This is a genomic window from Salisaeta longa DSM 21114, assembly GCF_000419585.1.
Lineage (GTDB): Bacteria > Bacteroidota > Rhodothermia > Rhodothermales > Salinibacteraceae > Salisaeta > Salisaeta longa.
In genome coordinates this window covers 496,289-508,741 of sequence record NZ_ATTH01000001.1, presented here as the reverse complement: position 1 = coordinate 508,741, position 12,453 = coordinate 496,289, and the positions used below count along the sequence as shown (strand labels likewise).

General features: G+C 63.0%; 9 protein-coding genes. 5 read left to right on the top strand and 4 right to left on the bottom strand.

The features are described 5' to 3' along the window. Positions 1-55 precede the first annotated feature (55 nt). The 5 genes from SALLO_RS0102220 (at position 56) to SALLO_RS0102200 (ending at position 7,059) form a co-directional block, all read left to right on the top strand. The gene (locus SALLO_RS0102220; protein ID WP_022834698.1) at positions 56-769 is read left to right on the top strand and encodes a response regulator transcription factor; all 714 of its coding nucleotides are present in this window, start codon (positions 56-58) and stop codon (positions 767-769) included. A gap of 114 nt (positions 770-883) precedes the next feature. Further along, positions 884-2,308, top strand: coding sequence for a sensor histidine kinase (locus SALLO_RS0102215; protein ID WP_022834697.1), 1,425 nt, complete (start codon positions 884-886; stop codon positions 2,306-2,308). Positions 2,309-2,366: 58 nt separating this feature from the next. Beyond that, on the top strand, positions 2,367-3,497 hold the full coding sequence (gene tgt, locus SALLO_RS0102210) for a tRNA guanosine(34) transglycosylase Tgt (protein ID WP_022834696.1): 1,131 nt from the start codon (positions 2,367-2,369) through the stop codon (positions 3,495-3,497). A 72-nt stretch (positions 3,498-3,569) separates the two neighbouring features. Next, the gene (locus SALLO_RS0102205; protein WP_022834695.1) at positions 3,570-4,982 is read left to right on the top strand and encodes a DUF2851 family protein; all 1,413 of its coding nucleotides are present in this window, start codon (positions 3,570-3,572) and stop codon (positions 4,980-4,982) included. A 241-nt stretch (positions 4,983-5,223) separates the two neighbouring features. Next, positions 5,224-7,059 carry an SLC13 family permease gene (locus SALLO_RS0102200; RefSeq protein ID WP_022834694.1) on the top strand — a complete coding sequence of 612 codons (1,836 nt, stop codon included), beginning with the start codon at positions 5,224-5,226 and terminating at the stop codon, positions 7,057-7,059. Between the two features lie 95 nt (positions 7,060-7,154). Here SALLO_RS0102200 and glgP read toward each other — a convergent pair whose 3' ends face one another. The 4 genes from glgP to SALLO_RS14610 form a co-directional block, all read right to left on the bottom strand. Continuing rightward, positions 7,155-9,206 (bottom strand): alpha-glucan family phosphorylase, encoded by a 2,052-nt coding sequence (gene glgP / locus SALLO_RS0102195; RefSeq protein WP_022834693.1) that lies wholly within the window; start codon positions 9,204-9,206, stop codon positions 7,155-7,157. A gap of 141 nt (positions 9,207-9,347) precedes the next feature. Further along, a complete protein-coding gene (locus SALLO_RS17530) occupies positions 9,348-9,809 on the bottom strand; it encodes a luciferase domain-containing protein (RefSeq protein ID WP_022834692.1) in 462 nt (153 codons plus the stop codon). A gap of 64 nt (positions 9,810-9,873) precedes the next feature. After that, positions 9,874-11,421: a formate/nitrite transporter family protein gene (locus SALLO_RS18580; RefSeq protein WP_022834691.1), complete on the bottom strand. Its 1,548-nt coding sequence runs from the start codon at positions 11,419-11,421 to the stop codon at positions 9,874-9,876. 124 nt (positions 11,422-11,545) lie between these two features. Next, positions 11,546-12,256, bottom strand: coding sequence for a DUF3047 domain-containing protein (locus tag SALLO_RS14610; protein WP_051141256.1), 711 nt, complete (start codon positions 12,254-12,256; stop codon positions 11,546-11,548). Between the last annotated feature and the right edge of the window lie 197 nt (positions 12,257-12,453).

Here is a 12,453-nt window from a genome sequence, read left to right as displayed (position 1 = left end):
GACGACGTGCGCCTTACACCGTCCGTTTTTCCTGTTGACTACTTCCAGTACCCTTATGCCTATTACCGCTGATCCGAGTGACATCAATGTGCTCGTCGTTGACGACGAAAAGGATGTTGTGGAGGTCGTAAGCCACTTCCTGAAGGAAGAAGGCTACACCGTTCACACCGCCAACTCCGGCGAAGAAGCCATCGAAAAAGCGAGCCCCGACATCGACATTATCGTGCTCGACATCATGCTTCCGGAGCTCGACGGCTACGAAGTATGTCAACGCATCCGCTCGCGCGTCGAAACCGAAACCATCCCGATCATCTTCCTCAGCGCCAAAACCGAGGAGGAAGACCAGGTGCAAGGCCTCATGATGGGCGGCGACGACTACCTCACAAAACCCGTCTCCCCACAGGTGGTGGTGGCTCACGTGAAAGCCGTGCTGCGCCGCTCGGGCATTGAAGAGAGCAAAATCCTGGAGGTGGATGACCTCGTCATCTACGAAGACGAGTACCGCGCCGAGCTTGGCGGCGAAGACCTCGGGCTTACCCTCACCGAGTTTGAGCTGCTGCGCTACCTCGTGCGTCACCCGCGCAAGGCTTTTACCCGGCAGCAACTCCTCGAAACCATCTGGAAAGATGCCATGATGGTCACCGAGCGCACCGTCGACGCACACATCAAGAACCTGCGGGAAAAACTGGGCGACTTCGCCAAGCACATCCAAACCGTGCGCGGCGTGGGCTACCGGTTTGTTCGTGAAGAGGAATCGGCCGAGGCGTAATGCGGCCCGCCGTTCTGTTGATGCGCGCCTGCGACCCTACGCGATGGGTCCAGGCGCGCATTGCGTTTAGCTCTGCGCTGATGTGTTCGCTCTTAGCTCCGGCCCGTCCTGCTTATGTTTAAGAAATTAGGCGACCTCTTGCTTCCGAAGCGCGCCTCCACGCAAACGTGGATGGTGCTCACCTTCGCGCTGTTTGTGGGCACCGCCGTCGTGCTCGCCGCCCTCTACGTTACCACCGTGCTGCGCAGCGAGATGCACACGGCCATGCGCAAAACGCTGTCTTCCCAAATGCACCGGCTCGCCGTGCAGGTGACGGCCGACACGTCAACCGCCGACCTCCAGCGCACCGTGTCGGGCCTGGAGCAGCTCACGGATCTGCACGTCGCCATCGTAACGCCCGATACCACCTACGGCCACTTGCCGGACTACGTGCAACGCAACTCCGACTTCATGCAAGCGGGCGCCGCGCTGCACTACATGCGCCAGGAGAACGGCCCCTCGGGGCCCGTCTTTTTTGCAGCCCGAACGATTGCCCCGGCGCGCACGCTCGTCATTGGGCAACCCGCTCCGCCCCTCTACGCGCTCGCGCAACGCACGCAGGTGGTGCTCATCTTGGGTATGGTGCTCGCCCTCATCCTGGCCATCATCGGAAGTTGGGTGGCCGCTTATCAGGTGACGACGCCCCTGAAGGCCATCAGCAACACCGCCAAGCGCGTGGCCGATGGACGCCTTGCCGGGCGCATCTCGGTGGAGTCGCGGGCGGCCGAGTTCCAAGACCTCGCCGAAAGCCTCAACCGCGCCTCGGAGGCCTTCCGCGAAAAGATCGAGGAGCTCGAACGGCTCGCCCAGCTCCAAAACGAATTCATCGGCAACGTCTCGCACGAGGTGCGCAACCCCATCCTTGCCATCAGCGGGTACCTGGAGGCGCTCAGCAGCACCAACCTTACAGACGCAATGCAAAAACGCTTTGCCGAAAAAGGGCTCACAAACCTGCAGCGCCTCAGCAACCTCTTCGAGGACCTGATCGAGATCGCGCGCCTCGAATACCGCGAAGACCTCATCTCGCGCCAGGAGTTCAACCTGAAAGGCCTCGTCCGTGAAGTCGCCGACATGCTGCGCCCCAAGGCCGACAAGAAGGATCTCGTGTTTGACACGGACGTCCAGGAGTTTTACGTGAACGCCGATCGGGCGCGCATCCGGCAGGTGCTCGTCAACCTGATGGACAATGCCATCGCGTACACCGATGAGGGCTCCGTGCGCTGCCGCGTCACCAAGCGCCTCGATAAGGTTCGCATCGAAGTTGTGGATACCGGCAAGGGCATCCCGGAGGAGCACCTGGATCGCATTTTTGAGCGCTTCCACCGCGTCGATAGAGATCGCTCGCGCGAAAGCGGCGGCACCGGCCTCGGCCTCAGCATCGTGCAGCAAATTGTGCAGGCCCATGGCGAAAAGGTTCACGTCGAGAGCACCCAGGGCCGCGGCACGCGCTTCTGGTTTGAACTTCCGCACGCCTCGGTGCCCGCTTCAGTTGAGGCCTAACACGTTAACGAACGCGCACGCCAACCGCTCGCCCCTTTTCCCGCAACAGCCGCTGCCTGTGGATTTTACGCTGGAACACACGGATGCTACGTCAAACGCCCGCGCCGCCCATCTTCAAACCGCTCACGGTAGTATCCAAACGCCCATCTTTATGCCGGTGGGCACGGCGGGGAGCGTGAAAGCCGTGCAGCCCCGCGAGCTGAAGGCCGACCTCAACGCGCAAATTATCCTCGGCAACACCTACCACTTGTACCTGCGCCCCGGCCTGGATGTGCTGGAGACGGCCGGCGGGCTCCATCCCTTTATGCAATGGGACGGCCCCATCCTCACCGACTCGGGCGGCTATCAGGTGTTTTCGCTGGCCGACCGCCGGACCATCGACGAAGAGGGCGTCACCTTTCGCAGCCACATCGACGGCTCGAAGCACCTGTTTACCCCCGAGTCCGTCATCGACACGCAGCGTAGCATTGGCTCAGACATCATGATGGTGCTCGACGAGTGCCCCGCCGCGGATGTCTCCGAGGCGTATGCGCGCTCGTCCAACGAGCGCACCGTTCGGTGGGCGGCACGCGCGAAGGAGCACCTGGCCAATACCGCCCCCCGGTACGGGCACGAGCAGGCCGCGTTCGCCATCGTGCAAGGCGTTACGTACCCCACGGTGCGTCGCGCATCGGCACGTGCCCTGGTCGACCTCGATTTTCCGGGCTACGCGATTGGGGGGCTGTCGGTGGGCGAATCCCACGAGCTGATGTACGCCATGGTGGAGGTCGTCGAGCCGCTGTTGCCGCCGCACAAGCCACGCTACCTAATGGGCGTGGGCACCCCCGAGAACCTGCTCGAAAATATCGCGCGCGGCGTGGATATGTTCGACTGTGTGATGCCTACCCGCAACGGTCGCAACGGCACCATCTTTACCACGGAGGGCCGCATCAACATCACCAATGCGCAGTGGGCCAACGACCATAGCGCCATCGACCCCGGACTGGACAATTATGCCTCACAGTACTTCAGCAAGGCTTACCTGCGCCACCTCCTGAAGTCCAACGAGATCCTGGGCCTGCAGCTGGCCACGCACCAAAACCTGGCGTTTTACCTCTGGCTGATGGCCGAAGCCCGCGCGGCCATCCTGGCGGATCGGTTCATGCCCTGGAAGGATGCCATCCTCCCACAGATTACCCAGCGCTTGTAAACGACGTTACGAGCGTAAGGCGTGGCGTGTCTTAAATATCCCACACGCCTCCTCATTGCTTTGCGCTCGGTTATGCATGCTTCGTCGCAGGTCTCGCGTCATGTCTACACGGTGGGCGGCACCGATGTCGCGGTGCTGCTCTGCGAACCCGATGCGCAAACGGCAGCGGTGCCCGAGGCGTTCGTGCACGACCTGTGGCACCAGCAGCGCTTTTCTACGGACGGCCTCGAAACGACCACGCGGCGTCCCGTGACGGTGTTCGACCCGGGCACGCCCAATACCGATGCCGGCCCCGACTTCCTCGATGCCCACCTCAAGATTGGTCCCACCACGTGGCGCGGCGCCGTCGAAATTCATACGGCTTCGGGGGACTGGTTCGCCCACGATCATCAGGCCGATCCGCGCTACGACAGCGTGGTGCTACACGTGACGCTGTACCCCGATCTGTGGACGGGCGGCTTACTGCGCCACGACGGCTCTACGCTGCCAGAGGTGGTGCTTGCGCCACGCCTGCAAGACCGCGTCCGCACGCTGCTGCGCGCGTACCGGCTGCGCGATGACACCTTGCCGTGCACCCCGGCGTGGCCCGCGCTGTCCCCAGCCAAACGGCGGGCCTGGATCGCGCGCCTCGGGCGCGAGCGCCTAACGGCCAAGGCCCGTGCACTGCCCGCCCCCATTACGCTGACCGATGCGCTCCACCATCGGCTGTACGCCGGGCTGGGCTACGCCAAAAACGACGCCCCCATGACCCAGCTGGCCGAGCGCATCCCACTCGATCTGGTGCGCTGCATGGACGCGCCCCGCGATATTGAGGCGTTGCACCTGGGCGTGGCCGGCCTCATCCCGCAACCGGGCGACCTGCTCGATGCCGACCGCGCAACGGCCGACTACGCGATGGCGCTGCGCGACCGCTTTGCTCGGCTCAATGCACGCCTGCAGCTGCAAACGCTTCCGCGCACGGCCTGGACGTTCTTCCGGCTACGCCCCAACAACTTTGCTCCGCTACGCATTGCCCAGGCGGTGGCGTGGTGCCGTCCCGGGGGCTTCCTGCGCGACCGGCCGCTGCCCGCGCTCCGGCAGGCGCTGCGCGACGATGCCCCCGTGGAAGCACTCCGGGCGCTTCTTGCCGCCACCCCTTCAGACTTTTGGCGCACGCACTACCGGCTGGGCAAACGCGCCGCAAAACCCTTTGACCCCTCGATTGGACGCGCGCGCATCGATACGCTCATCACCAACGCCCTCTTGCCCGTGATGCTGCGCGATGCCCACGAGCGTCAGGACGAGGCCCAGGAGCACTCCGTCTGGCAGGTACTGCGCGCCCTTCCGGCACCAAGCAACGCCGTTACCCGACCCTACGAAGCCCTCGGGGCCGACCCAAAGTCGGCGCGCGATGTCCAGGGACTGCATCGCCTGCACCAGCACTACTGCACCCCGGGGCGCTGCCTGCAATGTCCCATCGGCCAGCAGATGCTTGGCGATATGTAATAACGTCTCAACGCTTCGGGTTTGCAATGAAGCAGCCAAACGGTCACATCTTTCCACGCCGCTAACACAAAGCGCCCGCACAGGCTGTCGATGTCTTTTGCTATGCGCCGGCTGCGTACTCAGCACCGCAATTGGGACGATTGAGCATTACGCCCCGCCACTTTGGTCGGGAACCGGCAGCCGTATCGGATTTACCTGCATCCCCTCCTGGTGCTATCTCCCGCAAAGCAGAAGGCGTACGATGAGCTTTAGTGTTGCATTCATGCTGCTGCTTTTGGTAGTGGTCCTCACCGCACTCATGCTCGACTGGTTGAGCCCCGACGCCGTTCTTGTGGCGGGCCTTCTGGCAACTATTGTGGCCGGCATCATTCCTCTGGAGCGTGCCATGCGTGGGTTCGGAAATTCCACGCTGCTAGCGCTTGGCTCGCTGTACGTCGTGGCCGCTGGCCTCCGCGAAACCGGGGCGCTAGATCGTGCCAGCAATTTCATTCTGGGCAGCACCCCGGATGTACAGCGCATCCTCCTGCGGATGTGCCCGTCGGTGACGGTTTACTCCGCGTTCCTGAACAACACGCCCGTGGTGGCCATGGGCATCCCGGCGATTCGCAGCTGGTGCCGCCGCAACGACGTCTCGCCCTCCAAGCTGCTCATGCCCCTCTCGTTTGCGGCCATCCTTGGCGGCATCAACACGCTCGTCGGAACGTCCACCAACCTGGTGGTGCATGGCTTGCTGCAGTCGCACAACATGGCGGGCTTCGGATTTTTCGAACTGGCGTGGCTGGGCGTGCCGTGCGCCGTCGTTGGCCTGTTCTATGTCATCTTTTTTGTTCCGTACCTGACCCCCGACCGGACGGACATCCGCGAACAGGAGGAAGAGGAGCGCGCCGAGCTTGTCGAGGTGGAGCTGACCGCCGACTCGCCCTACATCGGCCAATCGGTGGAGGAGGCGGATCTGGAGTTTGTGCCGGGGTTTGCCCTCGTGCAAATTGAGCGGGGGAACCGCTTCATCGCGCCGGTGGAGCACGACGAGACGATTAAGCCGGGCGATCGGCTCTTCTTCGCAGAGCGCGACGTCGTACGATCGCTCGAAGACGACACAAACGGCACTCCGGTGCCCGATGAACAACTCGATCTTGACCCGTATCCTGGGCTGCGCCTGGCGCTTACCGATGTGGAGCGGGCCGCCGAAGATGAGCGCGAGCTGCATCAGGTCGTCATTCGCGAAGGATCATCGCTGATTGGAGAAACCGTCGGAGAGGTCAAATTCCCGGAGCGCTTTGGGGCGGCTGTAACCGGCCTACGGCGCAAAGGCGAACGCTTTGAAGGGCCCCTGACCGATGTAGAGCTTAGGCCCGGCGACACCCTCTTGCTCGACACCGAGCGCGAATTCCGCGAGACCTTCGAGGAGTCCGAGGAGTTTTTCATTACCAGTGAGGAGGGCGGTGAGGCCACGGAGGAATCGGTCGCTCCGCGCCGGTTTGGCGGCTGGCGGCTCTGGTTGTCGGGTGCAGTGATCGTAGCCATCGTTGGGCTTGTGGCCTCTGGCCTGGCCAACATTGCAGTGGCTGGGCCGCTCGGCGCGCTCGTCATCGTGGCAGCGGGCATCCTCACGCCGGGCCAGGCCCGCGAGGCGGTCGATTGGAACGTACTGATTGTGATTGGCGCGGCCCTCGGGCTGGGCCAGGCGCTGGAAGCGAGCGGCGCAGCACGGCTGCTGGGCGAGGGCATCGTGGACGTCATGAAGGCCTATGGGCCGCGGGCAGTGCTTGCCGGCGTGACCATCAGCACCATGATTCTGACGCAATTGATCACGAACAATGGCGCCGTTGCCCTCATGTTTCCCATCGTCCTCTCCATCTCACAGACGCTCGGCTTTGACACCCGCGCCCTCATGATCTCCATGACGCTGATGGGCTCGATGGCCTTTATAACCCCCATTGGCTACCAAACCAACCTGATGGTGTACGGCCCGGGCGGCTACAAATTCTCGGACTTCATTCGCATTGGCGGCATCTTGCAGATCATCTTGCTCATCGTTGTCATCGTGCTCGCCCCCATCATCTGGCCGATGCGTTAACGGATCGATGGCTTGAGTAGATATTTTCAGACATAAAAAAAGAGCCTGCAAGCGGAATGCTCGCAGGCTCTTTTGCGCTGTGGTGGAGACGGGCTTTAGGAAAGCGCCGGAGTCCGATACATTTGCTCTACGTAGTCGAACACCATGCGCTGGGCCGAGAACGGTGCCGGGAGCCCCGTCATGGCGTTGCGCATCTGTGCGACCCACGCTTCGGGGATGCCATCGGTGCGGTCGTAAAACGTGGGGATGACGTGCTCCTCAAGCTGCGTGTAAAGCGATTCGGCATCTTGCTCGTCCTGCACCTCCGCATCGGCCGTGCCGTAGTCGCCCGTGGGCTCGGGGCCGATGGCCCACCCGTTGTCGCCGGTGTAGCCTTCCGGCCACCAGCCGTCGAGCACCGACAGGTTGAGCCCGCCGTGCGCCGCCACCTTCTGACCGCTGGTGCCGCTGGCTTCGAGCGGGCGGCGCGGGTTGTTCAGCCAAATGTCAGAGCCTGACACCAGCATCCGACCAATTTCCATGTTGTAGCCTTCCAGGAAGATCACCTTCCCGTGAAAGCCCGGCTGCTGACTGATCTCGTAGATGCGCTGGATGAAGCGCTTGCCGCCGTCGTCGGCCGGGTGCGCCTTGCCGGCATAGATCAGCTGAATGGGCCGCTCGGAATCCGAAAAGAGCGCCCGGGCGCGCTCCAGGTCGGTGAAGATCAGCGGGGCCCGCTTGTAGGTCGCAAAGCGCCGCGCAAAGCCAATCGTTAAAGCGTCGGGGTTGAGCGCGGGCTGCTGCGGCAGCGTTTGCTCCTTCACGTGCTTGTCGATAAACGCGATGAGCCGCTTGCGCAGCATCGTGCGGTAGTGCCACAGCGTCTCGTCGTCGAGATCGCCGAGGGGCGCCCAAAACGACGGCTTGTGCTGCTCGGTCTCGAAGTCGCCGGACAGATGCTCGCGCAAAAAGGCGCGGGCCGGCTCGGCCGTCCAGGTGGGCAGGTGCACGCCGTTGGTGATGTGGCCGATGGGCACCTCGTCGAGGCTCTTCTCGGGGTACATCCCCTGCCACTGCTGGCGCGCGACGTGGCCGTTGAGCTTCGAGACGCCGTTCGCAGCGCGCGACAGCTTGAGGCCAAGCACGGTCATACAAAACGACTCGGTGGCATCCGACGGGTCTTCGCGCCCGTAGGCGAGCAGCTCCTTGCTCGACAGCCCAAGCGCCTTCCGAAAAGGCGCCATCTGCTCCTCAAAGAGCGGCGGCGCAAACCGGTCGTGGCCCGCGGGCACCGGGGTGTGCGTGGTAAAGACGGTACGTTCGCGCACCCACGCCTCGGCATCGGGCAGCGGGTCGCCAGCATCGAGGCGCTCACGCAGCAGCTCCAGCATCAAAAACGCGCAGTGCCCCTCGTTGGCATGGTACACCTCGGGCGTCTCGCCCAGTGCGCGCAAGAGGCGCAGGCCGCCAATGCCAAGAATGATCTCCTGTTGGATGCGCTCGCGGTCGCCGCCCTGATACAAGCGGGTGGTAAGGCTGCGCAGCGCTTCCGGATTCGCATCCAGATCGCTATCGAGCAAATACAGGTCGGTGCGCCCCAGCGCGATCTTCCACGCTTGCACGTGCAGCGGCTGTTCGCCAATCTGCACCGTAACCATGAGCGGGTCGCCGTCGTCGTCCGTGACGCGCGTCATGGGGTGGTTGTCGGGGTCGAGCGCCGGGTAATCGTCCTGCTGCCACCCTTCCGCATCGAACGACTGCTTGAAGTAGCCCTCGCGCAAGAACAGCCCCACCGCCGTGAACGGAAGGCCGACGTCTGAGGCAGTCTTGGCATGGTCGCCCGCCAAGACGCCCAGCCCGCCCGAGTACAGCGGGAGGCTCTCGTGCAGGCCGTACTCCATGCAGAAGTAAGCCGTCGTGGGGGCATCGTCCACCAGCGGCGCGCGGTCCATGTAGTCCTGAAACCGCGCATACACGGCGTCAACATCGGCTTGGAACGTCGCGTCTGCCAGCACCTCCGGGTCGAGGTTTTCAAGCGCTGCCTGCGGACTGTTGCCCGCTGCTGCGTACACCTCCGGATTCAGGCGGCGGAAGAGCCCGCGAGCGCGCGGGTGCCAACTCCACCACAAGTTCTTGGAGAGGGCATCGAGCTTGTCACGTGTGTTCATCTAAATAGACGAGTGATTAGAGAAATCAAGCGGAACACCCGTGAGGCGGGACCGGCCTCATCGGACGATACGGCAACCCTGTAGCCAAAGGCTGCGTGAGACATTGTACTGCGCATTGGATCGAATGCGGTCCGTAGAGTTTCATTGTGCGCCATCTTTTGGGCCGCGGCGGCGCGCCAGCACGCGCTGATACCTATCCAGCACAGCCGGCGGCACATCGAGCGTGGCCAGTTCCTCGCGAAGCGCCTGCCACTCGGCGGCTGCATCGCTCCGCACGATACGGCGATAGATGTAGGCCAGGCGCAACAGCCGCACCGCCTCGGGCACGTCCTCCACCGAATCGATGCGGAGCACCACCCAGTTTTTCTTTTCGTCGATGGGGTGGCGGGTTGCGTTTGTCTCGTGCCGCAGCACCGCTGCAATACGCTCGGGAAACGGAATATCCAGCCGCCCGGCCGGGTGGAGATGCCCAATTTCGGTTGTGTTGAGCACGAAGGCGAGCACGCCGGGCGCCCGCGGCCGAATACGGACGCCCGTCCACGGGCGCACCGTGTCGAGCAGGGCCTGCAAGGCCGGCGTGATGGACGTCGTAGCTGCTGTCATAAGTGGGGATGGTGGGTAAAAGGGGGAACGATGCAGCGCATACGTTGCACAATACAGACACGCATTACGCCGGCACCGCCTCTTCGTTTGTGGGCACCGCGCGCATCCGTCGGATCGATCGTTGCAGGGCATCCGCAGTGAACGGACCGGGATACCGTACGCCGTTGATGAACAGGTTCGCCGTGCGCCGCACGCCGCTCTTGAGCCCCGACTCCCGATCGGCGCGCACCTCATCACGCAGCGTGTCGTCTGACAAGTCGGACCGAAACTGCTCCACATCAAGCCCGAGGGCCTGCGCGTGGGCCATCACATCATCGCGCCCCAGGTGGTCTTGCTGCTCAAAGAGGCAGTCGTGCATGCGCCAAAACGCATCTTGCCGCGCTGCCGCTTCCGCTGCAATCGACGCGAGCTCCGCGTGCGGGTGCCGCTGGCTCAAGGGCAGATGCCGGTACGCGTACGTCACGTCGTCGGTTGCCTCCAGCACGCCCTCTACCGCGTCGTAGATGGAGCGGCTGGTAGGACACTCGTAGTCGCCATACTGCGTGAGGACGATCGCGTCGTCGCCGGTTGCTCCCTTCGCGTGGTCGTCGGCATCGACCGGCGGCGCAAGCGTTGGCTCGCCACGCGGGTCGAACGTCTCGGGTCCGCCGCCTGTCCCCGTAGCCAGGAGGTCGGGCCGGCCTGATGCATGCCCAAAGATCCACTCGCTCCACGTCAGCTCCAACCGCCCGCAGTCACGATCCGGGAAGCGCCGATCACGGGTCTGTGAGTAGTTCAGGATGGCCACCAGCAACACGCCACCGGCCGTATTTCCCAAAACAGCCGGCACCAGGAAGTCGATCAGGTATGTGAGGATGCTTGCGTCGCCATGAAAGACCACGTACAGCACCTCGGCGGAGCCCACAATGCAGTGCGCCAGGCCCGCTGCCGATACGGTAAAGATCAGAAAGAAGGTGATAAAGAGCCGCGAAGTCATGTCGCGCACCGCGTAGTTGAGCCATACCATTCCCGCCACCAGCCAGCCCGCAAAAACGCCTTTCCAGAAGAGCTCGCTCCACGTCATCTCCAGCTGATGATGCCCCAGCTCCATCGCCACGGCGGCCATCTCGGGCTCAAACACCGCCGTGGTCGCCAGTACATAGGCCGTGATGCCCGCACCAATCACGTTGGCGAGCAGCACGCACCCCCACACGCGCAACAGTAGCGGAATGCTCGCGATGCGCGTGAGCACCAGCGCCACCGGCGTGAGGGTGTTTTCGGTAAAGAGCTGGTAGCGCCCCACCACCACAAACAAGAAGCCCAGCGGATACATCAGGCTGCCCACGACGGCAGCCCCCTCGCCCGGCACTGCAGCAGAAAGCGCCACCATGCCCACAAACGACAGACTAATGGACAGCCCGGCGGCCAATCCGCTCAAGAAGAGCAGCCGCGTCGAGCGGCTAAACTCTTCATCGGCCGCCACCACCAGCCGATGGAAGATTTCGTCGGTTGAAAACTGATCACGCAGCGTTTCGCCCGCCGCAGGCGCTCCACTCCGCGACTCATCGAGCGCGGCCCGCATTTCTTGTTGCGTTCCGGACGTCCCGTCGCTACGGGTACCATTTGCTTCCATACAACGGCCTAAAAGTTAGCAGCAAGATAGAACTGCGGTGTTGCACGAGCGGTACGTGAGCACCGTTCAACAAACGGCGGGGGTATTGCAATAACGTCGCGTCTACGAACGTGCCGCCAATCCGTCATCGCCGAAAAGGCGGCAGCAGTACGATGTCGTCGAAGTCAGCAAGGGCTCTGCCATGTGTCGTATCGGAATCGCTCCACACCGTGATGGAGACCGGGCGGTTCGGCGGCGTGCCGCCAAACACCTGCGCATAATCGTCTGCAACGCGGCGCTGCACCGTCTTCCACCGGCCAATTTTCCCATTGACCGCCGAGCTCACCACAATCACGTGCAGCGCGCCAAACGACACGACCGTGCCAACCGGCAGGCTTGAGCTGTACGTGTACTTGATGCTCTTGGGGCGCCCCAACCAATCGGAGCCAAACGTGACGTAAAGCGCAGCCCCGGTGTCGTTTTTGTCCTTTTCGCTGGCCCCTTCCGGCAGGTGCAGCGCGCGCCATCGCCACTGCAGCCGCGGATGCTCGTTCAGCGACCAGTCAAACTCCTCGCCGTTGCGCTGTGAAAACCGGAGCGCCTCATTTCTGGTGCCAACGCGCAGAAATTTGTTGCCATCCTCCGCTTTCACCGCAAACGTTTCACCCGGCTCCAGGGCCTGCTGGATGGACGTCACCTCTCGACTTTCCGTTACGTGAATCCAACCCTGGGGCGGTTGGCCCACCGCATTTGTCTCGAAGTTGTCAACGATCTGTGGGCCGTACATCCACGCACCAACCAGCAACATGGCACCGGAGGCCGCCCCCAGAAGCGTGCGAACAAAAAACTTCTTCATATGCAAACGCGCCGCTATTGAAAAGACAAGCGAGTTGAACGTCATGGCTCAAGCCGCTGGAGTCCCGGGAAAGGTAACGGTTACCCGTAACCGACGGCACAAAGGTCGTTCCGGCATATCGCGTGGGTGGTGCCAGGCAACCAGACGTTACAAAAAGTCTGCAAGCCCCCACCACCCGGCGGCCGCGCGGGGAACGG

What these genes read in the sequence shown, in the direction of transcription:
- SALLO_RS17530 (WP_022834692.1), bottom strand. Translation starts at nt 9,809, where the DNA reads ATGACAGCAGCTACGACGTCCATCACGCCGGCCTTGCAGGCCCTGCTC.
- SALLO_RS0102215 (WP_022834697.1), top strand. Translation starts at nt 884, where the DNA reads ATGTTTAAGAAATTAGGCGACCTCTTGCTTCCGAAGCGCGCCTCCACG.
- SALLO_RS0102205 (WP_022834695.1), top strand. Translation starts at nt 3,570, where the DNA reads ATGCATGCTTCGTCGCAGGTCTCGCGTCATGTCTACACGGTGGGCGGC.
- SALLO_RS0102220 (WP_022834698.1), top strand. Translation starts at nt 56, where the DNA reads ATGCCTATTACCGCTGATCCGAGTGACATCAATGTGCTCGTCGTTGAC.
- SALLO_RS18580 (WP_022834691.1), bottom strand. Translation starts at nt 11,421, where the DNA reads ATGGAAGCAAATGGTACCCGTAGCGACGGGACGTCCGGAACGCAACAA.
- SALLO_RS0102200 (WP_022834694.1), top strand. Translation starts at nt 5,224, where the DNA reads ATGAGCTTTAGTGTTGCATTCATGCTGCTGCTTTTGGTAGTGGTCCTC.
- SALLO_RS14610 (WP_051141256.1), bottom strand. Translation starts at nt 12,256, where the DNA reads ATGAAGAAGTTTTTTGTTCGCACGCTTCTGGGGGCGGCCTCCGGTGCC.
- glgP (WP_022834693.1), bottom strand. Translation starts at nt 9,206, where the DNA reads ATGAACACACGTGACAAGCTCGATGCCCTCTCCAAGAACTTGTGGTGG.